The organism is Flavisolibacter ginsengiterrae DSM 18136 (assembly GCF_059568575.1).
The window spans coordinates 92894-113712 of sequence record NZ_JCANTR010000001.1; the positions used below are offsets into that span (position 1 = coordinate 92894).

Below are 20819 nucleotides of genomic sequence, written 5' to 3' on the forward strand. Positions count from 1 at the left end.
ACAAGATATAGGACTACAGGTTTTATTGTCCGGTTACAGTCTTTGGGAAGATATTTCAGAAAATCCAGGAAATTCCCGACACTGGCCTGGTTACCAGGGTCCATTATATATAAATAGTACCCGAATGTAAGTATTCAAACAAGATGAGTTAGGATAGGATTTTACCTATAATGATATATATTAATACCTGATACAGCGCTGTTGAAATGAAATAGGACCCTAAAATAGGAATTGGACCAAGGGTTTGGTCCAATTTCAACGACCTGTTTCCATTAATAAATAACTAACAGGTTATAATTGAATAACCTGGGTATTTCAAAAGCAGCCTGATAAACTTAACTTGCAGCTGTAACCTAACTGCATATTATAGAGTCATATACTTCAGAATGCATACCGAGCCTGCTGATATGGACATCATCTCCCTGGTGTTGAAAGGTGACCAAAATGCCTATTCAATACTGGTTGAACGTTACCAGAACTATGTTTTTACCATAGTGCTGCGGTATATTAAAAGCCGTGAGGATGCGGAGGAAGTGGCACAGGATGTATTTATTAAGGCCTATCGTTCCTTAGCAGCGTTTAAAGGGGATGCCAAGTTCAGCACCTGGTTGTACACGGTTACGACAACCACCTGCATCACATTTTTGAGAAAGAAAAAACTGGAGGTGCATTCGCTGGATAATGAAAGGGTATTTGAAGTGGCCGATAGCGTGGACAGTGGGATGAGTGCTAACCAGATAGAACAAAAGAGCAAGGTAAATATGGTGAATGAAGCCATTAAGATGCTTAGCCCGGATGATGCACAGGTGATCACCTTGTTTTATAAAGGAGAGCAAACGCTGGAAGAGATAGCACAAATAATGGGAAAAGAACCCAATGCGGTTAAAGTGCAGTTGCACCGGGCAAGAGGCAGGTTGAAAGAAAAAATGGAAAAATATTTCAGCGCCGAGGTCAGGGATATCTGATCTCAGGGTTAAAAATAATTAGATAACTGTAAAACGGTACAGATATGAAAGATACGTTCAACGTTCCTTTAGAAGAGGATGATATAGAGGTAAAGCTTTGGGAATATATTGATGGCCAGGCTAAAGCAGATGAAAGATCTGCCATAGAAAAGCTGGTGCAGGAAAATGCCGAATGGAAGGCAAAGTACCAGGAATTGCTGGAGATCCATCAATCACTGAACCTTATTGAACTGGAGCAGCCTTCATTGCGTTTTACCAAAAACGTGATGGAAGAAATTGCCAGGTTGCAGATAGCCCCGGCCGCAAAGCAATATATCAACAGTAAGATTATCTGGGGTATTGGAGGATTTTTTATCACAGTCATTGTCAGCTTCCTGGTGTATGGCCTGGCACAAATAGACTGGTCAACATCGCAAAGTGTAAACACAGGTGTGCTTGATAAAATAACTGAAGCAGATTACAGCAAGGTATTTAACAACACATTTGTGAATGTCTTCCTGATGCTTAATGTAGTATTGGGCCTGATGTTGTTTGACAGGTACCTGAATGATAAGAAGAAAAAATTAATAAAAGAAGCTTGAGTGATCCGCCGGCTTTCAATAGCTGGTGCCTATCTCAGGTTCGGTAACGCCCTTCTGTTTCCAGGAGGGCTTTTTTATGCAGGTAAAAATATCGAGGTTTTATAATGCTTCCAGTATCTCTTTCACTGAAATCCTTTTGCGGTAATCTTCGTTGAAATACCTGAAAGTGACAGCTCCATCCCTGTTGATAATGTAGACAGCTGGTACAGGCAATAATGCTTCTTTTTGATGGTTCAATGCCAGCAGGTCTATGCCAGCATTCTTATAACGACCAACCGTCCTATCATCCACTTTAAAACTAACGCCGTAATTGCTGCTGATCTTCATGCCCTCATCGCTGATAATGGAAAAAGCAGCCCCCGTTTTGGCAACGGTTGAATCTATACCTTGTTTTCCTTCAGGGGTAATGGCAATGAGTGTTGCACCCTTATCTTTTATCAATTGCAGCGAGTCGTTCATGCGCTTCAAAGCCTTATTGCAATAGGGACACCAGTATCCACGGTAAAACATAACCACCACCGGCCCTTTCTTTCTCAGGTCCTTTAGTACAACCTGGGAACCATTTTGATCTACAGCCTGGAAATCGGCAGCCTTGGAATTGATAAACAAACCTTCAGGCTTTTCCTGGGCATTCACCACCATTCCCGCAGCCATTATAAAAAAACACAAAAACAGATTCTTCATATCATAGGTTGTACTATAAAATTATTGGCTGTTTTATTTAAACAGAAGAAAAGAACTAATAATTAACACAATCTTCAGCCATTTGGAGGGGCTAATTAGAATAGCCTATGGCTTCCCTGTTACTAATTTATGTAAGGCTCGTAAGTTTCTTTAGAGGGTCAGGAAGATGGCTTTCTTTGATTTGCCATACAATGAGTAATCAATACCAAAATAATGGTGAACTATTCGATCAAGAAAGCCTCTCAATCATGCCCAATTTGATGTATGTTGATCCTGGAATTGATCAGGCGTGGCCTCCCTGATTCTTTCTTGTTTTTAAGTAAATTATTGAAGCCTATTTGTGCGCAGGCATCAGGAAAGACTGATAGGCCTTCCAAGTACCACCTTAATCCGCTTAAATAGTGTCATCCGTTGAAAGCCAAGGTTATGCATGTACTTTAATGATAATCGAAATGCCTCAATATTTGAACAAAAAAACTCATCAACATAGGCAATCACCTTTCCTTGTCTCCTTAAATAAATTAATTCGTATGAAGTATTCATTTTCCCTCGCCAGATCGAAGATCTAAACATGCCATCGAAATCTTCAAAGTGAAATATTTGCTGCCGGCCAATCAGACTCTTTATACTAATGGTTTTACCAATTGTGTCAACTATAATCTGTTTTGAATTATGCCAGACAACAGGCGCTGTCATAGTTAGCGCAAGCAGGACCAATACTGTCTGCAGAACGAATTCACGATCAGAATTTATCGAGATTTTAATAAGTTGAATTCCTATAAGGTGTTGGCTTAAACCAGATATGAAAAGAGCTATCAGAAATATAGTCACTCCTACAAATAACCAATAAGTAAAATTCCCTTTTGCTCGCACCATAATGTTCTGTTACAGGCTTATCTTTCCCGCGTGTCTCATTTGCCACTTAAGCAAATGGACTTGGGGAATATAAAAAGATTAGTATTCAATTTACAGGGCCTGATCACTCGCCGCCGCTACCCAAAACATAAAATAAACCGGCAGAAATAGTACCGTTCTTCACATCAGAGCCGTTTTTATCTAAAGATGTCAATCCTGCACTATAGCGGGCATTAATGCCAAAACCGGAACCAAACTTATAACCCAGGCCCAGGTTCAAGGCAAAATCAACCGATTTCATTTCGCTCTTAACATCTGCAGAAACGCCATCTACTTTTGCTTTGGCTGTAACAAGGAAACCTACCTGTGGACCAGTTTCAAGATAAAAACCAGAAGAGGCCACATAGCGCTGGATCATAACCGGTACGTTTACATAAGAGAGAACAGTTTTTTGTTCACCAAATTTTGCACCCTGCATGGAGTAAAATATTTCAGGCTGAAGCGCGTAGGAAAGAAATCCCTCCTCATCCTGGCCAATAGTAATCTGGGCAAGACCACCGAAATGCGGCCCTTTTAACGCACTAGCTTCAGGAGCTTCGCTACCTGTGAAGGTTGAGAAATTAGCACCACCCTTTAAGCCAAAGTTCACATTAACCTGTGCCTGGAGTGTAAAACTGCAGAAAAGAAATGCAGCAATTGAAAAAAACAAAGCTCTCGCTCTCATAAAGTTTTTGGTTTTTGAATTTGTAAAAAAATGATTGATCATATGTCAGTTTGGATTGGTTCCCAAAGTATTGGAAATATACCCCGGTTAGCCTGGTACACATTTTCTCAAAAATGTATTTGAAAAAAATATTATGGGGCTAAAGAAACTAGTTGTTTCTGTAAATGGCAACTACCGGAGTTAGAAATGTTATTATTTTTTACCAGTTGTGGAAAAGTCCTACTACTATTTGTAATGAGTAATACTTTACCCCTAGATAAAAGACAACGGAGTCCTTAATTTTGGGCTCAAGATCCCAAGATGCGTTTTGCACATCAAACTGAAATAATCCAGTTCAACCAAAACACCTATTTGCTTGAATCACAAAGTAACCGGGATGTGTCGAACCGTAATTAGAGTTAGTAGAAAATTATTGATTGAACTCCGCCATTTTTTTGGCAATATGATCCATTACTTCTTTTAATTCACTTTCGGGACTAAAATCAATCAATTTTGCATCTTTCTCCACGATAGCTGTATGTCCAGGCTGCATATAGAAAACATCACCTGCCTGTATTCTTTCTTCTTTTCCATCATCATATTTCATCAATAACTCACCTTCTAAAACATATCCCCAATGTGGACACTGACAACTATTATTTTTTAGTCCCTGCAACAAAGGAGAAATGTCTGTACCTGCAGGCATCTCATTAAAAGCGACAGTCATTCCTCCCCAACCGGGAAGTCCTCTCATTACTGTACCAGGAGCTTCCATTGTAACAGGAATTTCTTCCTTTTTCACTTTCATAAAATTTGTTTTAATAGTTATGAAAGACAACAGCTAATAACTAATTTAAGATCTATGATCCTACCAAATCATATAGAGATAATCCTTTAAACTTTTCTTGTTACTGCAAAAATAATACACCATTAATAAGTTGTGTACAGACAAAAGCGAGGGCAAAACGACTATTCCCTTCCCCGATGAGTCACCGCAGCAGTAGCTTGCATCTCAAATCTCTCCGGCGGGACTCATCGGTTCTGTTCCTCCCCTCCCTTCCGTCCAAGTATAGCAAGACTCCCATAATCTCCAGGTAATCACGCAGCAGAGGATTGTCTCTATAGCCCATTTCATAAAAAGCCGCAGAACGATTACGCATTGTCATATTTATTCTTGCATTACCCATTGTTTCATGCGGGGATCTGATGCATTTTAATTGAGTTGGTAAAACTATTTAAACACCAACAGTACCCGTCTTCACTTCCCCATCACGCTTGTAATTAGTAATGATTACTCCCTTTGGTGTAACAATACTATCCTTTAATGTAAATGCTGCTGGTATTGCTCCATTTCCAAAAAGCTTTTTTCCTTTACCTAAGGTCAGTGGATGAATTTTGAGCCTGAGTTCGTCAACAAGGTCATTTTTCAATAGTAGCTGAATAAGCTCACTGCTCCCCCACACCTGGATGTCAGCGCCTTTTGATGCTTTGAGCTTTTTGATAGCTGCTAGGGTTTTTACAACTACTGAGTTTTTCCAACCAGTCACCAACGGATCTGTGTTTTTCATGCCTTTGGAAAACACATATTTGGCACCCTCATTAATGCGCGGCCAAAAGTCTCCATGATCAGGCCAGTAGGCCGCCCAAATCTCAAAAGTTTTTCTGCCCAAAAGATAATCGGCAGGCTGTTGCAACTCTTCCTGTACCACTTTACCATATACTTCATCTCCATAGGTTGCCGTCCAACCCCCATATTTAAAATTGCCTGATGTGTCTTCCTTCGGTCCACCGGGTGCCTGCATCACCCCATCCAATGTGATCATTGATAAAACAATTATTTTTCTCATTGTATGGCTTTAATTTATATGCCGTCGCTATTTGGTTTCAACAACCTTTTGCCAATGCTGTTAATCTAATATCTCACAATTAAATCCATGCTCTTTTACCAGTATCATTATCCTTACCGTTTCCATGTTGTCTCCTTCAACCCTGAGAACCTTGTCACAATCCGAAAGGTCAAAATTAATTCTGAATGTGGGAAATGCTTCAGACAAAACGCAAAGCAGCATTTTGCTTTGTGACTTCTTCTGAACATTTGTTTTAAAAACTTCAACCATTGCTTAATAAATTACTGTATATGCCAGTAGCTTGTATCAGATCGTGATGCTTGTATATTCTTTAATATGCAGTTTGGCCTACTGGTCAAAGCCCAAAGGATACTCTTTTTATAAGCCCTATTCAACCACCTCCCCCCGATGTTCGGGGTATTAAATGTTGATAGCTAGCCTGACTTTTTTAGTGCTGTTTGAAAGGATAGATAAGGGCTATAATTATAGTTTATGGATTGTTAAGTTGATTACTTCCCTGGTTGTTTTGACAGGGCTTTGTAATAACGCAAATTATTTTTTAGATAAGGTGGCCAATAGTTCTTCCAGGTTGCTCAATGACATTTTCATCCCCTTAGTGAAGCCATCAAGAATTCGCTCCAATCTTTCAAGGGATTCATTGTAAATAGAAATGTACACTTTAGTGGTTCCATTATGCTCACTGAAAGTATGATCCCATTCAGAACCTGGCAGTTCAGGATTTTCATCTTTGTCTGCAAAAGCATTGTACATTTTAAAATTGGTCTTTGGCGTAATGGAAGTGTATTCCTGGATTGCCCAACGTTCTTGTCCTTCTGGGGTTATCATAGCATAAAATCTTTTGCCACCAACTTTAAAATCCTGGTATTTTGTTTTGGCTGTCATGGGTTTAGGTGGTAACCATTGGTCAAGTAATTCTGACCTGGTGAAAGCATCCCATACCAATGAAAGTTCAGCGTCAAATTCCCTTGTGATGTTGACTGTTTTGGCTGCTTTGTCCACTGTAAAGTCAAATAATAAGCTGTTGTTCCCTGCTTCGGAAGCATTTACATTGTTCATCATTTTTTTTGTTTTTTTATGGTTGATAATACATTGTCCAATTGATTGAAACGGGTTTCCCAAATTTTCCTGTATTGGTTAAGCCATTTGTCTATCTCTTTCATCTTTTCAATTTGCAGCGAGTAATAAATTTCCCTGCCTTGTTGCTCCTGTTTTACCAGGTCGCATTCTGTTAGTATCCGAAGGTGTTTAGAAACAGCCTGCCTGGTAGTATTAAAATTTTCAGCAATGGCGTTTGGCGTCATAGCCTGCAGAGCAATTAAGGCTATAATAGCCCGCCTTGTCGGGTCGGCTATGGCCTGGAAAATATCTCTTCTCATTTTCTCTGATTTTTAAATCATGAAACTATTCAGTTGCAAATATATGCGCAACTTATTGGTTTCGCAATTTATTCATGGTTTTTTTTAAAATTGAGTGTTAGATGTCTTACTCTTCCTGTCACAATAATTTTATAATCATACTGGGAATCGGAGTTTTCTACTATCTGGTTAGGCTTGTCGAAAAAAACTTAAAGCTTATCCATCTTCAAACATCAAATTCTGACTTCTCCGCTTTTAGTCCATTTTAAGCCTATCCCAAACCCTATCATAGGAAGGAATATCCTCGGGACATCTGTGGCTGATGTTCGGAAAATATTTGGGTCATCTATTGCTTTATTAGCAATTTGCTATTATTTTTAGCATTTTTTAGTAAAACGTACCTTATGGCCAAACTAAACGGACCCCTGGATTTTGAGGGAAAACTGGGCGGTATCTCCGCCTATAAAATGAAAGGAGTTAAAAAATCAATCGTGAGAAAACCTGGAGGACCTTCCAGGGATTATATCAAGACAAAACCAAGCTGTGATATTGTAAGAAGGATCAACTATGAATTTGGAGGATGCTCCACGGCAGGCAAACATGTACGGTGGTGCTTTAAACCGTTGATGTCAGTTTCTGATTTTAACCCCGGCCCTTCCATTTGCTCAATCATGCATAGCATACAACTTCTTGACACAGTAAGTGAATATGGTAAGCGAAGTGTACTTATTTCCAAAGCCCTCTATTTACTGAATGGCTTTAATATCAACTTAAGAAATCCTTTTGATACTATGGTGTGCCATCAACCACAAGCAATAATTGACAAGGCCAGCTTGTCTGCATCTGTTGGGTTCACCGCCCTGGTGCCAAACGTAAATTTCTTTCCACCCGGCTCCCACTCCTATTTCAGGATAGTGGCGGTGCTGGCAGTGCTGCCCGACCAGTTTTTTAAAGTTGAAGATTATGGTCCGGAAGGCGAGTTTTCCATTTATCCTGTAAAGACTGTGAGTGAATGGCTGATCGTAAAGACAGGTTCAGAGCCCATTCAACTGGACCTGCAGCTTCCTGCTGCTCCCTCCTTCAATAGCTATAGCCTGGTGCTGTCTGTTGGAGTAGAAATGGGTGGAGCTGGCAAAGGGGGAACTATTGAAACTATAAAACACACCGGTTGTGGAAAGATACTTGCAACCGCTTAACCCTTAATTCCTGAACATGAAATAAACGGCTCCTAAAAGGAAACAAAAACTAACAAGGTATTTTAAATGAAAGGGCTCTTTTAAAACCAGCACGGCAAAAAAGCTAAAGACAACAAGGGTGATCACTTCCTGTACGATCTTTAACTGGAAAGCACTGTAGCCATCTACAAAGCCAATACGGTTGGCCGGTACCATCAGCATGTATTCAAACAAGGCTATCACCCAGCTGAGAACTATAGCTTTCCAGAGAGGCCAGCCTGTATGCTTTAAATGGTAATACCAGGCTGTTGTCATGAATATATTGGAGGCTGTTAAAAGTCCGATGGTTTTGAGCATGGAATGAATTATTGAAATGAATACGATATTATATAAAACTACTGAATGCAGTAATTGTTTAGGTTCTGATTAACTATGTCAAAATAAAAAAGTCTTCCGGGGAAGACTTTAATGAAATTATGCAAAGTTCTTTCTGATTAGTTTAGGCTCCTGAAATCTACAGGCACCAGCTTGCTTACTCCGGGCTCCTGCATGGTCACTCCATAAATAACATCCACCGTACTCATGGTAGTTTTATTGTGCGTAACAATAATGAACTGGGAGTTGTTGCTGAATTCACGGATCATATTGGTGAACTTACCAACGTTGGCGTCATCAAGCGGCGCATCCACCTCGTCAAGAATACAGAATGGTGCCGGCTTTATCAGGTAAATGGCAAATAACAATGCCGTAGCGGTTAGTGTTCTCTCTCCCCCGCTTAACTGCCCGATGCTGCTGGGACGTTTACCTTTTGGCTTAGCCATGATATCGATTCCAGTTTCAGCCAGGTTATCTGGGTTGTCCAGAATCAGGTCGCACTGATCATCTTCTGTAAACAGGCTTTTAAATACACGGCGGAAGTTTTCCCTTACCTGGTTGAAGGTTTCGAGAAATTTCTGGTTAGCTGTTGTTTCCACTTCAGCAATGGTTTGCAATAAACTTTGTTTGGCATTAACCAGGTCATCTTTTTGCTCAACGATAAACTCGTAACGCTTTTTCATTTCTTCAAAAGCTTCGATAGCCGTAGGATTCACCTCGCCCAGGTTTTCCAGGCGCTTTTTCATGCGGTCAGACTTTTCCTGCAATTCTTCCACAGGCGTCTCTGATGTTCGAGGTTCATCTAAAATATCTTCCAGGACGATTCTAAATTCTACATTTAAACGTTCTTTCATTCCTGCCAGCTGAAGCTTGACATCCGTAAGCTTGTCTTTTATTTCAGAAAGCAAATGTTCGATCTGCTCTTTTTCCTTGACCTTATGTCTCAATTCACTTTCCTTGGCTGACAATTGATTTCTTAAATTGTAATAGGCCTGGTCAGCTTCATTTAAAATATGCTCCTGGTCTTCTTTTCTGCGCATCAACTCAAAAAGCCCTTCTTCCACCTGTTTCAGGTTATCCTGGGAGGATGTAATATTCTCTGTTGTTTCCTTGAGTTGTACCGTATTTAATTCAACCTGGCTTTTGAGGTCATTCAGCTGGTTGCTTTTAAAATTCAGCTCCTGCTTTAATGCCGTGATCTTGCTTTGTTCACGGGTAACCTGGAGATTCAGGTTATTATACTGCGTATTGATCTCGTTGTATTCCAGCTCAATATTCCTGTAGGCTGTTTCTGCTTCCTGTAATTGAGCAGCATAATCGGAAAGTGTCTGATTTAACTGGGTAAGTTCATTGCGCACATTTTCAATGGAAGCATGCGTACTGTCCAATTGAGATTGGAGATCCTCAACCCGGTTTTGCGCAGTAGCCTGTGAATGGGTTAAATTTTCCAGTTTATTCTGCTGGCCATACAATTGGTTATTCAATTGCTGTATCTCCTGTTCCGTTTGCCTGATCACGTTTTCTTTCAGATCGGCATTGAAGGTTATTACCTCATTATGACGGGCCTGTATCTGGCTATTGAGTTCATCAACGATCAGTTTTTGAGAGGCGATCTGTTCCCTTAATTTCTCTAGGTTCTTGGCCCTTCCGATCTTTTTTCCTTCAAACAAACCCACACTACCACCAGATAATGTATAGCTGCCTTTTACATATTTACCATGCTTCTCCAAAATAACAAATCCATTGCTATTCACCAGGGCTGAATCGTCATTGGCTATAAATACATTGCTCAATAATTGCTCCGCTAATTTGCGGTATTGTTCATCTACCTCTATGACATCAAGAGCTGGAATGGTATCACCTGGTAAATGGCCGGGAGATACAATCGTAGCATCATTGACCTTGTCAAGCAAAAAGAAATTTGCTTTTCCTTTTTTATTATCATCCAGCAAATGAACTGCCTGTAAGCCTTCTTTCAAATCATTGACTACGTAATAATTCAGGTAAGGCTCCAGCACATTTTCAACCGCCGCCCTGAATTCTTCTTTTACATAAATGATATCAGAAAGAATGGGCGCCTTATGATTCCAGCCATTGTTGTTGTGAAGGAATTTTACGCTTTCAGGATAACCTTCCATTGAATCTATAAGACTCTTTAAAAGGTCATGCTCATTTCTTTTGGAATCGAGCTTTCTTGTTTCTTCGGCCAGTTTGGATCTTAATCCTTCAAGAACTGCCTGCGTTTGTAATATCTGTTCTTTGGTATTATTATGGTGCTGTTGCAACTGCTCAAGGTCTACCTGCCTGGCCTCAAGCGTCTTTTGCTTTTCTTCTTTTTCAATTTCCAATTGCTGTATCTGGTCCTGCCTGTTGGCTTTCTCTTCTTCCAACTGGAATATGGTTCTTTGCAGATTTTGTATGGAAGTATCGGCTACAGCCACTTTTTTCTCCGCATCGAACTGGCTGCGTTGTACCTGCTGGTAGGAAGAACGCAGGTTGTTCAGCGTGTTCCTGTTCTCATCCAATACATTTCTGCGGGCATCTACCTGTGAACGCAATTCTTCCAATTGACCCGTTAAGGATTCCAGTGTCTGTTCTTCTTCGCTTAACTGCTGCTGGGTGAAATTGATGCTTTCATCAATCCCGGTTATCTGGCCTTCAGCTTTACCCAGGAACTGGGTAAGGCTTGTTTCCCTTTCCTTTAAATATTCAAGACGTTGTGCTGCCAGGTTCTTTTCATTTTCCCTGGTTCGTACGGTTTGAACCAGTTCATTGAAGCCTTGCTGCAGGGAATGTAATTCTTTCTCTCTTGTGATGAAACCTACCCTTTCCTGTTCCAGGCTGGCTTCTTCACCAGCCACCAGGGCTTCCAGGGCAATGCGCTTGTCTGTTTCGGTATCATGTTGTTCATTGAGTGATCTGAAGGTCAGGTTAAAGCCTTCCAGGGCAGCCTTGGCCAATTCTATGCTTATCTCCCTGTAATCCTTTTTGATCTCGTAATATTTCTGGGCCTTCTTTGCCTGGTTTTCGAGTGTTTTCAACTGGTTGTTGATCTCAAACAACAGGTCTTCAATACGGGCAAGGTCCTGCTCCGTGGCATCCAGTTTTTGCTTCGCTTCTTTTTTACGGGTCTTATAGATGGAGATACCAGCAGCCTGCTCCAGCATCCTGCGGCGGCTATTTTCCTTATCCTTGATCAGGTCATCCACCATTCCCAATTCAATGATGGCATAGCTATCGGTAGAGATACCGGTATCCATAAAAAGATTCTGGATATCCTTTAAACGGCATTGCACATCATTCAGCCGGTATTCACTTTCACCATTCTTATAGAATTTCCGCGTGATAGTGATAGTAGTAAATTCAGTAGGGAGGAGATTCTTGGTATTTTCAAATGTCAGGCTTACTTCGGCCAATCCACTTGCACTCCTGGTTTTGGAGCCATTAAAAACAAGGCTTTCCAGGTTTTCAGATCTTAGATGAGATATCTTTTGTTCGCCAATAACCCAGCGTATACTGTCCACAATGTTGCTTTTACCGCACCCATTGGGACCTACGATACCAGTAATGTTTTCATCGAAACTAACCAGTGTTTTATCAGCAAAGCTTTTAAAACCCTTGATTTCCAGTGATTTTAGTCGCACTCTTCAGCAATTTTATGACCGGCAAATATAACGGAATGAATGTAGAAAATCAGTCATTTTAACAGTAGGCTCAGCGTCTTTATACCCATTTTTTTCACAGGAGGGACTGCAATATTGTCTGTTTATTGTGATGTAAACAGGCTTCTGCATTTTTAATCTCTGATAATTTTTACTTCTTTTGTGGGGTAACAAAAATTCCAACGAATATGAACATTATTGTTCCTACTGATTTTAGCCCAATTTCCCTGAATGCCGCCAATTTTGCCGCGAAAATGCTTGCTGGTCAATATGAGTCGACCCTGGTATTGTACCATGTTTACGGTAACGCCAAAGAAGCTGCTGATGCCAACAATAAACTCCAGGAGCTGAGAGAACAACTATTAGGTGAAGGCATAGTAAAAATAGAAACCATAGCAGAAGAAAGTGATGATTTTATAGAAAGCCTGGATCGCAGGATACGTTACCTGGACGCTGTGCTTGTGGTTATGTCAGTTAATGATAAGACCAAGCTGGAGCAGGTGATATCCAGCAGCAATTCACTGAGGATGATTGAAAAGAACCTATGCCCTGTTTTGGTGGTTCCCCATAATGCCAAATTCAACCAAATCAGGAACGTGGCGTTGGCCTCTGATTTTAAAGATGTGCAGAATTCCATTCCATTGGTTCCTGTAAAAAAGGTTTTGAGCCTGTTCGGCCCTAACCTGCATATTGTAAATATCAATAGTGAGATCTATGTTTCCCTGAGTGAGGAATACCTGGAACAAAGAAAGATCATGCTGGATATGTTCCATGAATTCCATCCAGAATTCTACTTTATAACGACTTATGATTTTCATGAGACTTTACGCCAGTTCATAGATGATAAAAATATAGACCTGGTACTTACCTTTCCACGTAAACATTCCTTTATTAATAATTTGATAAAAGGGAATAACACCAGGAAATTAGTATTGGAGAGTGCCATACCGGTACTGGCTGCACACGAATAATATATCGACACAGACCAGTTTTCAGGAAACCATACTTTCCAGGATCAGATCAAGGTACCGGCATTCTATACAAGGCCAGTAACTTTTTTTTACGAACCTCCTGGCCTAATTTCGGCCCGGAGGTTTTTTATTAACGATTGTTTGCTTTTATGAAGAATATTAAGCTGATAGAGGTTCCATCCGAAATAGGTGCCGGCACACGGGGTGCGAGCCTTGGGATTGAAGCTATCAAGATTGCCGCCCTGGATTTCATGAGTAATTTCTTTATTCATTTTCCATCAGAAAAGATCCCTACCGAAAATAAATTATTGTACGAAGCCATTGAGTCACCTTATGCCAAACGCATAAAGGGCATCGTATCCATGTATGATAAGGTAAGCAAGGCAGTATCTGATTCCATAAAGAACAATTTTTTCCCTGTAATATTAAGTGGAGATCATTCCATTGCAGGCGCTACCATAGCCGGGATAAAAATGGCTAAACCCAAGAGCAAACTGGGTGTGATATGGATAGATGCCCATGCTGACCTGCATACGCCCTTTACTACACCATCGGGGAACCTGCATGGTATGTCACTGGCGACTGCCATCAATGAGGACAATAGTGAAAGTGCAGTTCACGAGCCGGATCCTGAAACGGTGAAACAATGGAATTACCTGAAAACAATTGGCAAAATAGCTCCCAAGGTATTACCTGAAGATGTGGTTTACATTTCCTTAAGGGATTTTGAAAAAGAGGAAAAGAATCTTATCGACAAATATGGCATGAAGGTGATCACCACCAAGGAGGTCCGAAGCAAGGGCCCGGAGAATATAGTAAGAGCTGTTACCCGCTACTTTAGCGATTGCTCTGATATTTATATTTCGCTGGATGTGGACAGCCTTGATTCTTCCATCAGCAAAGGAACAGGCACACCGGTAAGTAACGGTTTAAAGGAAAGGGAAGCAGAAGACCTGATCAGCAAGTTCATGCAAAACAGGAAAGTATGCTGTTTTGAAATTACCGAAGTAAACCCTACCCTCGACAAAGAAAACCTTATGGCAGAAATAGCCTTTAATATATTGCAACGCAGCGTGAACGTGTTATTAATGAGTTAGTGCAACACTTGATAAAATATGATTGTCAGGTTAAAAAAATTATTGCAAGGATCATCCCCCTTTTATCATTTGTCTTTTTATATTTCAGTTGCAGTAAAGAATCAGGAAACGATATGCCTTCCCGTTTCTTACAGGAAGAGAAAAAGATCAGTTTTTCCTTATGGACAGATATAGGATCTTACTATTTCTCCTCTACCTTAGCACCTCATATCCTGGAAGTGAAGGATGTTTCTGAAGAATAAATTTTATGCGTAAAATACTATCCGTAGCCTGTCTATGTTTTTTCAGCCTGGTATCAATGGCACAGCATAGTTATAAAGATTCAATCAGGTTATTTATTGATCAATACAGGGACAGTCATGAAGTAGTCAAAGGAGATGATAAAAAGAAACTCCGGTTTTTTCCTGTAAATGAGAAGTATCGGGTAAAAGCCAGGTTTGAAAAGACGGAAGCCAATACCTGGTTCCTGATGCCAACATCAGGACTGCTTAAAAAAACATACAGGTTATATGGAGTGCTGCATTTTAAGATTGATGGTAGTACCCTTCAACTGAATGTGTATCAATCACAGGGTCTTTTACAAAATGACAAATATAAAAACTATTTATTCCTGCCTTTTACTGATGCTACCTCAGGGAAGGAAAGTTACCATGGTGGCAGGTACCTGGACCTAACATTTGATGATATACAAAACAACGAGGTTATCCTGGATTTCAACAAAGCTTACAATCCTTATTGTGCATACGTAACAGGTAAGTACAATTGTCCTATTCCTCCACCCGAGAACCATCTTACTATTGCCCTTAAAGCCGGTGAAAAATCTTACAAGAAAGAATGATGTGCAGCAAGGTAAATTGTCCAGTAGAATAGTTTGACTGAATCACTAGCTGAAAGTCTTTTCTAATCCTTCAGCAAATCGAATAGGGCTGTAGCCCAGTTCGCGTTGGGCTTTGGAAATGGTAAACCCTGTTTTTAATGGCCTCTTTGCGGGTTCTTTCAAATCCTTTTCCGTAATTTCTTTTATTAAGCTGGCGTCGAGGTTTAAATAATGGGCTACACTGACAGCCACTTCGTAGGGAGATAGCCTATCAATACCAGAAAGGTGGAATATGCCATTGGCATTCCTTTCGATGATTCGCAGGATCCCATCAGCCAGGTCCTCTACATAGGTGGGTGTTCTCAACTGGTCTGAGAAAATAGTTAATGACCTACCCTCTTTTAATGCTTTTGATACAACCGTCAATAAGTTATCCCTGTTGGCAAAAGGCTTACCGTACACCAGTACAGTTCGAACAATAGCCCAGGAGTGAGGGTATCGCATGACAGCATCTTCGGCGAGAATTTTTGTTTGTCCATAATAATTAACGGCGCTTCTTTCATCCTCTTCCCTGTACATGCCAGTTGTTCCATCAAATACAAAATCAGTGGAAAGAAAAATAAACCTGGATCCCACCTTATTACAGGCATTTAATAAATGAATGGTTGCGGCCACATTGGTTTGATAAGCATGGTGGCGGTCCCGTTCACATTCATCGGGTTTGGAAACAGCTCCGCAATGAACCACAATACCAGGTTGATGTGTTGCAATAAGATTTTCCACCAGTTCCTTTTGTGTAAAATCCAGGGAGATATATTGAAATCCTACATCCTGAAAAGGTAACCGAGATTGACCCCTGCCAGTTGCTATTACGGTGAAATTATTTTTCAATAACAATTCTGTAAGATAATAGCCCAGGAAACCATTAGCTCCTGTGATCAAAACCTTGTTCATCAATCAAAAATAATGGCAACCTTCCTGCCTGCAATGCAAAATGATAACCGAAGTCAATTTTGCTTAGGTTTGCGCTTCCATAAATAAGAACTTATGAATAGAGTTTCAGTTATTGGCGCCGGAACCATGGGGAACGGTATAGCTCACCTGTTTGCCCAAAATGGTTTTGATGTAAACCTTATAGATGTTTCCAGCGACCAACTCCATACTGCCATTGGTACCATAACCAAAAATCTTGACCGACAGGTTGCCAAGGGTTTGCTTACTCCTGAAGCTAAGGATGCAGCTTTAAAGAAAATAACAAAACATACCTCGTTGGCAGAAGGAGTGAAATTCGCCGAATTGGTAGTGGAAGCCGCCACGGAAAATAAGGAATTGAAACTGAATATATTTAAGGACCTGGATGCTCATGCGCCTGCAGGTTGCATTCTGGCTTCAAATACATCTTCCATCTCCATCACCAGTATTGCTTCGGTCACATCCCGTCCCGAACAGGTTATAGGCATGCACTTTATGAACCCTGTTCCTGTTATGAAGCTGGTGGAGATTATTAATGGATATGCTACAAATAAAGCGGTAACAGAAACCATTGTGGAACTAAGCAAGCGCCTAAATAAGGTGCCCTGCATAGTCAATGACTACCCAGGATTTATTGCTAACCGGATTTTGATGCCTATGATCAATGAAGCCATATACAGCCTGTATGAAGGAGTGGCAACTGTGGAAGCCATCGATACCGTTATGAAGCTAGGTATGGCACATCCCATGGGACCCCTGCAATTGGCCGATTTTATAGGCCTGGATGTGTGCCTGAGTATATTGAATGTATTACACGAAGGTTTTGGAAATCCGAAATATGCCCCTTGTCCCTTATTAGTGAATATGGTTACTGCCAAAAAGCTTGGGGTAAAGACCAAAGAAGGATTTTATAGCTATACTACCAATTCGAAAGATCTTATTGTAAGTGATCGTTTTCAATAAGGAATAAAAAAAAGCGCATGAATCATGCGCTTTTTTTATTTTATTTTTTAGCTGCTTTATTGATATCCCAATTTCAATTCCACTCTCCTGTTCCTGGAACGGCCCGCAGCAGTTTTGTTATCAGCAACAGGCTTGTCCATACCATAACCAACAGAACTGATTCTGCTATCAGCAATACCTTTAGCAACCAGGTATTGTTTTACACTGGCAGCTCTTTTCTCACTCAAAGTTTGATTGTATTCAGCTTTTCCTACATTATCTGTATGGCCTTCGATAGAAAGCTTTAAATTATTGTCATCGTTTAGGATTGAAACGATTTCATCTAAAGCCTTATTTGACCTGGATGATAATTTCGCACTGCCGGTTATGAAGAAAATATTCTTGGCAGCATAGTTTACTTTAGCGATCACTTCCTGTTTTACTTCCGGACAACCATTATTTTCTTTTGTACCAGCAATTGTTGGACATTTATCCTCTTCATCATTTACACCATCATTATCCGTATCAGGTACAGGACAGCCATTGTAACGGGCAACCCCTGCAACCGTTGGGCACTTATCCTCTTCATCATTGATGCCATCCTTATCCGTATCAGGAACAGGGCAGCCTTTGTACTTAGCCAGGCCTGCCACGGTAGGACATTGGTCTTCTTCATCATTGATACCATCGTTATCGGTATCAGGAACGGGGCAACCATTATATTTCAGGGTACCAGCTACGGTAGGGCATTTATCGGAATTGTCAGGAATACCATCACCATCCGTATCTACAGGAGGTGGCGGAGTAGCTTCCTTGATAACAGGCTCTTTTTTGTTAGCAATAACACCAGAAATACCAATACTGTTTACGAAATGATAATTATTGGTTTCTGTAGTGACCGGAACACGGTATTGAGAAGAAATGAATAAGGATGCTTCATCAAAAAAGTTGATTTTAAATCCTAATCCTAATGGCATGAATGCGCCATAATAACTTTTATACTTGCTGGCCCCTACACCTGCAATCAGGTAGGGAGTCAATATATACTTTTCAGGCAGGAGCTTGAAATTGAAAGAAGCATCGCCTTCAAAAAGCGCAGCACTGTTGGTGCTGGTATTTTTATCGGGAAGAGGAATGGTAGGAAAAGAAATGCCTATAGTACCAGCAAAATCTATATATTTTCTTAAGCCATTGAAATAGGTAACAGCGATTCCAGGTGACATTTCACTGAACTTCGCCCACTGATTATGTGTAAACACACTGGAAAGGCTTCCCTGGCGGATACGTTGTGGCGTAACAAAATCATTGAAAAAGAAACTTACCCCAATAGCTTTAGGCCTGATATTGTTTTCCTGGGCAGATACGGATTGAAAAAGAGAACCAAGTATAAGTAACGAAGCCGCGACTTTCTTCATAAAAGTTGTTTGGTTTATGCGGGACAAAATTAAAAGCATTGCAATAAAAATAGGAAAATATTTAACCTTAATGCAGAAGTTGGTCTCAGCCAGGATCTTTTTCCAATACTTCTACTTTTACCTGGGTAAGCCCCCTGCCTGTATAAGCCAGTTTTTTTGCAGCAGATCTGCTTAGGTCCACGATGCGTTTCATCCTGGGGTGCAACCTGTCATTGGTCTTTACAATGACTGATTTATTATTTTTAAGGTTAGTGACCCGGATCCAGGTGCCAAGTGGAAGAATATTACAGGCGGCCGTTAGTTTATCATGGTCATAAATCTCTCCATTGGCCGTGGGACGTCCATTGAATTTGTCGGCATAATAACTCGCAATGCCATAATACACCTTAGGTTTGGGATCACGATAGTTTTGTAAGCTGATTTCCCTGGCTTCCCAATTCAAACCGAAAAAAAGATGAAAGATGGAATAAAGCAGGATAACATGTTTCATAGGAATTATTTATCTGAAAAAATCTTTTCTCTAATTCTCCTATCATCGCCATAAACATCCTCATAAAAAATTACATCGTCTTTTACAACATCGCAAGTAAAGTACCTGATAAACAAAGGAATCTTTTTTCTCACTGTGATCAGGTGCTTTTCTTTCAGCGCAAGCCAGTTGTTTACTGAATCAACCGGAACAAATTTTTCACTATATAAACTATCATTGCGCAAAATAAAATTGGTAAGCTCCTGCCAGGCCTGCACCCGCACACATCCATGACTCAAAGCTCGTTTGGATTTGCTGAATAAATAACGCTGGTTGGTATCATGTAAATAAACAGCGTATTTGTTAGGGAAATTAAACTTCATTACCCCTAAAGCATTTTCATCGCCACTCCCCTGCACTACGCTATATGGAATACTTTCCTTGTATTTAGCCCAGGTAATTGTGTAAGGGTCTATTTCATTGCCATCTTCATCAAATAATGTATATCCCTTACGGATAGTATAACCCGGATCCCTTTTCAGACCAGGTAAAATATCTTTTTTGATAATACTTTCAGGAATATGCCATTTGGGGTAAGTAATTAAATCTGTAATGGCACTGGTGATCAATGGCGTTTTGGTTTCAGGTTTGCCAACCACAACTCTTGATTTTAAAACCACGGAGTCACTATCTATCAGCTGGAGGTAATAAGCAGGGATGTTCACCCATATGTATTGTTGGGGTAAGCGCTGCAGCATCTTATATTTATCCAGGGTGATAGCTATCCTGATAAATCTTTCTTTATCCGTATCATTAAGCCTGTCTACCAATGACTGGGATACCAGTCCATCTGCCTTTAAACCTTTTTTCTTTTGATATTTTTTTATGGCCCTGGATATGGTAACAGAATCAGGATCATCATTGTTCAATAAAGTGGAATCTTCTTCTGAGAGCCTTTTATAAACCAGTTCGGGAAATTGTAAACTGTCTTTTGGTTTTATTATAAAGTAATTTTTAAAATGAGCCTTTGAAAGAAATCTCTTTAACCCATTTTTTAATTTTCTGTACCCTGGATTGACTGGCTCCAGTTGAGCGGTAAAAGAATCTATATTATCCCGGCCAAATTGCTTTAGCTGTTTGGAAAAAAATTCCGGTGTCAATAAGGAGTCGGTGGCCAACAGGCTATCTGGCAGTAATCTTCCTCTTGAAAGGTCTTTGACTATTTGTACGAATGCGGATGTCAACAATAAATCACTGTAGGCCCATTTTGAAGCGTCAAGTTTTATTTGTGAGGATGTATCCAGTTTTAATTCTTTTTTTAAAGATCCCAACCTGCTGTAGTAATAATCGCTGGAGAATAATCCATAGTTCCGTGCACTATCCATTAGCCTGAAAAGGGAATCTCCATTATTTAAAAAGCTGCCTTTTTTTGACCATATGGGTTGAAAGGAGTATTCGTTATAGATGTATTGAAGTATGGAGGCATTTTTAAGCTGGAAGGAATCTTCAATTTGCCTGTTATTTTGAAGAACATCTTTTAATGTGCCTTCAATAATATCTTCAGCACTTATATTTATATCTTCTGCTTTTGCAACGATCTTTTTATCTTCTATGGTAACATGGTGATCATTGCAGGCGCTGATCAAACAAACTGGGAGCAGGAGTAAAAAACCAATAATGCCTGCAAAGGAAAGGTCACATTTAGGTTTGATCATAGGTTAAATAGCTTAACGACCATACAATATAAATATTTTGCCTGATCCTTTAAGAGCGCATTTATTTGTAATTCTATTATGATTAATTCTAATAATTGCCGGGAAAAATAAAACTAAATATTGAGAAAGTATAATTGAGAAGCCTTTTCTAAGACTTCTTTAATAAGGAATGAAAGAAAAAACGGTAATTTTTTTACT

22 protein-coding genes are annotated in these 20819 nt (G+C 40.1%); 8 read left to right on the plus strand and 14 right to left on the minus strand.

Features of this window, described 5'->3' with window-relative positions; genetic code table 11:
- Nucleotides 1-386: 386 nt before the first annotated feature.
- Nucleotides 387-965 carry an RNA polymerase sigma factor gene (locus BP74_RS00380; RefSeq protein WP_496369904.1) on the plus strand — a complete coding sequence of 193 codons (579 nt, stop codon included), beginning with the start codon at nt 387-389 and terminating at the stop codon, nt 963-965.
- Nucleotides 966-1009: 44 nt separating this feature from the next.
- Nucleotides 1010-1546 (plus strand): anti-sigma factor family protein, encoded by a 537-nt coding sequence (locus BP74_RS00385; protein WP_496369906.1) that lies wholly within the window; start codon nt 1010-1012, stop codon nt 1544-1546.
- 99 nt (nt 1547-1645) lie between these two features.
- On the opposite strand, the gene BP74_RS00390 is transcribed toward BP74_RS00385, so the two are convergent.
- From BP74_RS00390 to BP74_RS00425, 8 genes are all read right to left on the minus strand, one after another.
- On the minus strand, nt 1646-2230 hold the full coding sequence (locus tag BP74_RS00390; protein WP_496369908.1) for a peroxiredoxin-like family protein: 585 nt from the start codon (nt 2228-2230) through the stop codon (nt 1646-1648).
- A 351-nt stretch (nt 2231-2581) separates the two neighbouring features.
- On the minus strand, nt 2582-3106 hold the full coding sequence (locus BP74_RS00395; protein ID WP_496369910.1) for a hypothetical protein: 525 nt from the start codon (nt 3104-3106) through the stop codon (nt 2582-2584).
- A 103-nt stretch (nt 3107-3209) separates the two neighbouring features.
- Nucleotides 3210-3809 carry a porin family protein gene (locus BP74_RS00400; protein ID WP_496369912.1) on the minus strand — a complete coding sequence of 200 codons (600 nt, stop codon included), beginning with the start codon at nt 3807-3809 and terminating at the stop codon, nt 3210-3212.
- Nucleotides 3810-4218: 409 nt separating this feature from the next.
- Nucleotides 4219-4596, minus strand: a complete 378-nt coding sequence (locus tag BP74_RS00405; protein ID WP_496369914.1) for a cupin domain-containing protein — start codon at nt 4594-4596, stop codon at nt 4219-4221.
- Between the two features lie 427 nt (nt 4597-5023).
- Nucleotides 5024-5635, minus strand: coding sequence for a dihydrofolate reductase family protein (locus BP74_RS00410; RefSeq protein WP_496369916.1), 612 nt, complete (start codon nt 5633-5635; stop codon nt 5024-5026).
- Nucleotides 5636-5695: 60 nt separating this feature from the next.
- Entirely contained in the window at nt 5696-5905 is a 210-nt protein-coding gene (locus BP74_RS00415; protein WP_496369918.1) for a hypothetical protein, read from the minus strand.
- A 282-nt stretch (nt 5906-6187) separates the two neighbouring features.
- Nucleotides 6188-6715 (minus strand): SRPBCC family protein, encoded by a 528-nt coding sequence (locus BP74_RS00420; protein WP_496369920.1) that lies wholly within the window; start codon nt 6713-6715, stop codon nt 6188-6190.
- Nucleotides 6712-7032 (minus strand): ArsR/SmtB family transcription factor, encoded by a 321-nt coding sequence (locus tag BP74_RS00425; RefSeq protein ID WP_496369922.1) that lies wholly within the window; start codon nt 7030-7032, stop codon nt 6712-6714. The genes BP74_RS00420 and BP74_RS00425 overlap by 4 nt, the downstream gene beginning before the upstream one ends.
- Before the next feature lie 383 nt (nt 7033-7415).
- Here BP74_RS00425 and BP74_RS00430 point away from each other — a divergent pair, with 383 nt between their 5' ends.
- Nucleotides 7416-8207, plus strand: coding sequence for a hypothetical protein (locus BP74_RS00430; protein WP_496369924.1), 792 nt, complete (start codon nt 7416-7418; stop codon nt 8205-8207).
- A gap of 3 nt (nt 8208-8210) precedes the next feature.
- On the opposite strand, the gene BP74_RS00435 is transcribed toward BP74_RS00430, so the two are convergent.
- Together BP74_RS00435 and smc are read right to left on the minus strand one after the other, a co-directional pair.
- On the minus strand, nt 8211-8543 hold the full coding sequence (locus BP74_RS00435) for a DMT family protein (protein ID WP_496369926.1): 333 nt from the start codon (nt 8541-8543) through the stop codon (nt 8211-8213).
- Nucleotides 8544-8680: 137 nt separating this feature from the next.
- Complete coding sequence (gene smc / locus BP74_RS00440; RefSeq protein WP_496369928.1) at nt 8681-12205, minus strand: chromosome segregation protein SMC; 3525 nt, start codon at nt 12203-12205, stop codon at nt 8681-8683.
- Nucleotides 12206-12411: 206 nt separating this feature from the next.
- Between smc and BP74_RS00445 the strand changes: the two genes are divergently transcribed.
- The 4 genes from BP74_RS00445 (at nt 12412) to BP74_RS00460 (ending at nt 15129) form a co-directional block, all read left to right on the plus strand.
- On the plus strand, nt 12412-13194 hold the full coding sequence (locus BP74_RS00445; protein WP_496369930.1) for a universal stress protein: 783 nt from the start codon (nt 12412-12414) through the stop codon (nt 13192-13194).
- Nucleotides 13195-13343: 149 nt separating this feature from the next.
- The gene (locus BP74_RS00450; RefSeq protein ID WP_496369932.1) at nt 13344-14291 is read left to right on the plus strand and encodes an arginase; all 948 of its coding nucleotides are present in this window, start codon (nt 13344-13346) and stop codon (nt 14289-14291) included.
- A 113-nt stretch (nt 14292-14404) separates the two neighbouring features.
- The gene (locus tag BP74_RS00455; protein WP_496369934.1) at nt 14405-14533 is read left to right on the plus strand and encodes a hypothetical protein; all 129 of its coding nucleotides are present in this window, start codon (nt 14405-14407) and stop codon (nt 14531-14533) included.
- Between the two features lie 5 nt (nt 14534-14538).
- On the plus strand, nt 14539-15129 hold the full coding sequence (locus BP74_RS00460) for a DUF1684 domain-containing protein (RefSeq protein WP_496369936.1): 591 nt from the start codon (nt 14539-14541) through the stop codon (nt 15127-15129).
- A gap of 45 nt (nt 15130-15174) precedes the next feature.
- On the opposite strand, the gene BP74_RS00465 is transcribed toward BP74_RS00460, so the two are convergent.
- Nucleotides 15175-16062: an SDR family oxidoreductase gene (locus BP74_RS00465; protein WP_496369938.1), complete on the minus strand. Its 888-nt coding sequence runs from the start codon at nt 16060-16062 to the stop codon at nt 15175-15177.
- 93 nt (nt 16063-16155) lie between these two features.
- On the opposite strand from BP74_RS00465, the gene BP74_RS00470 reads away from it, so the two are divergent.
- A complete protein-coding gene (locus BP74_RS00470; protein WP_496369940.1) occupies nt 16156-17043 on the plus strand; it encodes a 3-hydroxyacyl-CoA dehydrogenase NAD-binding domain-containing protein in 888 nt (295 codons plus the stop codon).
- A 56-nt stretch (nt 17044-17099) separates the two neighbouring features.
- On the opposite strand, the gene BP74_RS00475 is transcribed toward BP74_RS00470, so the two are convergent.
- The 3 genes from BP74_RS00475 to BP74_RS00485 all read right to left on the minus strand — a co-directional run bounded on the left by BP74_RS00475 (nt 17100) and on the right by BP74_RS00485 (nt 20621).
- Nucleotides 17100-18437 carry an OmpA family protein gene (locus BP74_RS00475; RefSeq protein ID WP_496369942.1) on the minus strand — a complete coding sequence of 446 codons (1338 nt, stop codon included), beginning with the start codon at nt 18435-18437 and terminating at the stop codon, nt 17100-17102.
- An 85-nt stretch (nt 18438-18522) separates the two neighbouring features.
- Entirely contained in the window at nt 18523-18927 is a 405-nt protein-coding gene (locus tag BP74_RS00480) for a septal ring lytic transglycosylase RlpA family protein (protein WP_496369944.1), read from the minus strand.
- A 5-nt stretch (nt 18928-18932) separates the two neighbouring features.
- Nucleotides 18933-20621, minus strand: a complete 1689-nt coding sequence (locus BP74_RS00485) for a L,D-transpeptidase family protein (RefSeq protein ID WP_496369946.1) — start codon at nt 20619-20621, stop codon at nt 18933-18935.
- Nucleotides 20622-20819 lie beyond the last annotated feature (198 nt).

Excerpts from the sequence above, each read along its gene's own strand:
- BP74_RS00480 (WP_496369944.1), bottom strand. The coding sequence starts at position 18,927 with ATGAAACATGTTATCCTGCTTTATTCCATCTTTCATCTTTTTTTCGGT.
- BP74_RS00385 (WP_496369906.1), top strand. The coding sequence starts at position 1,010 with ATGAAAGATACGTTCAACGTTCCTTTAGAAGAGGATGATATAGAGGTA.
- BP74_RS00425 (WP_496369922.1), bottom strand. The coding sequence starts at position 7,032 with ATGAGAAGAGATATTTTCCAGGCCATAGCCGACCCGACAAGGCGGGCT.
- BP74_RS00410 (WP_496369916.1), bottom strand. The coding sequence starts at position 5,635 with ATGAGAAAAATAATTGTTTTATCAATGATCACATTGGATGGGGTGATG.
- BP74_RS00460 (WP_496369936.1), top strand. The coding sequence starts at position 14,539 with ATGCGTAAAATACTATCCGTAGCCTGTCTATGTTTTTTCAGCCTGGTA.
- BP74_RS00400 (WP_496369912.1), bottom strand. The coding sequence starts at position 3,809 with ATGAGAGCGAGAGCTTTGTTTTTTTCAATTGCTGCATTTCTTTTCTGC.
- BP74_RS00445 (WP_496369930.1), top strand. The coding sequence starts at position 12,412 with ATGAACATTATTGTTCCTACTGATTTTAGCCCAATTTCCCTGAATGCC.
- BP74_RS00415 (WP_496369918.1), bottom strand. The coding sequence starts at position 5,905 with ATGGTTGAAGTTTTTAAAACAAATGTTCAGAAGAAGTCACAAAGCAAA.
- BP74_RS00470 (WP_496369940.1), top strand. The coding sequence starts at position 16,156 with ATGAATAGAGTTTCAGTTATTGGCGCCGGAACCATGGGGAACGGTATA.
- BP74_RS00380 (WP_496369904.1), top strand. The coding sequence starts at position 387 with ATGCATACCGAGCCTGCTGATATGGACATCATCTCCCTGGTGTTGAAA.
- BP74_RS00465 (WP_496369938.1), bottom strand. The coding sequence starts at position 16,062 with ATGAACAAGGTTTTGATCACAGGAGCTAATGGTTTCCTGGGCTATTAT.
- BP74_RS00485 (WP_496369946.1), bottom strand. The coding sequence starts at position 20,621 with ATGATCAAACCTAAATGTGACCTTTCCTTTGCAGGCATTATTGGTTTT.
- BP74_RS00405 (WP_496369914.1), bottom strand. The coding sequence starts at position 4,596 with ATGAAAGTGAAAAAGGAAGAAATTCCTGTTACAATGGAAGCTCCTGGT.
- BP74_RS00420 (WP_496369920.1), bottom strand. The coding sequence starts at position 6,715 with ATGATGAACAATGTAAATGCTTCCGAAGCAGGGAACAACAGCTTATTA.
- BP74_RS00390 (WP_496369908.1), bottom strand. The coding sequence starts at position 2,230 with ATGAAGAATCTGTTTTTGTGTTTTTTTATAATGGCTGCGGGAATGGTG.
- BP74_RS00395 (WP_496369910.1), bottom strand. The coding sequence starts at position 3,106 with ATGGTGCGAGCAAAAGGGAATTTTACTTATTGGTTATTTGTAGGAGTG.
- BP74_RS00455 (WP_496369934.1), top strand. The coding sequence starts at position 14,405 with ATGCCTTCCCGTTTCTTACAGGAAGAGAAAAAGATCAGTTTTTCCTTA.
- BP74_RS00435 (WP_496369926.1), bottom strand. The coding sequence starts at position 8,543 with ATGCTCAAAACCATCGGACTTTTAACAGCCTCCAATATATTCATGACA.
- BP74_RS00450 (WP_496369932.1), top strand. The coding sequence starts at position 13,344 with ATGAAGAATATTAAGCTGATAGAGGTTCCATCCGAAATAGGTGCCGGC.
- BP74_RS00475 (WP_496369942.1), bottom strand. The coding sequence starts at position 18,437 with ATGAAGAAAGTCGCGGCTTCGTTACTTATACTTGGTTCTCTTTTTCAA.
- BP74_RS00430 (WP_496369924.1), top strand. The coding sequence starts at position 7,416 with ATGGCCAAACTAAACGGACCCCTGGATTTTGAGGGAAAACTGGGCGGT.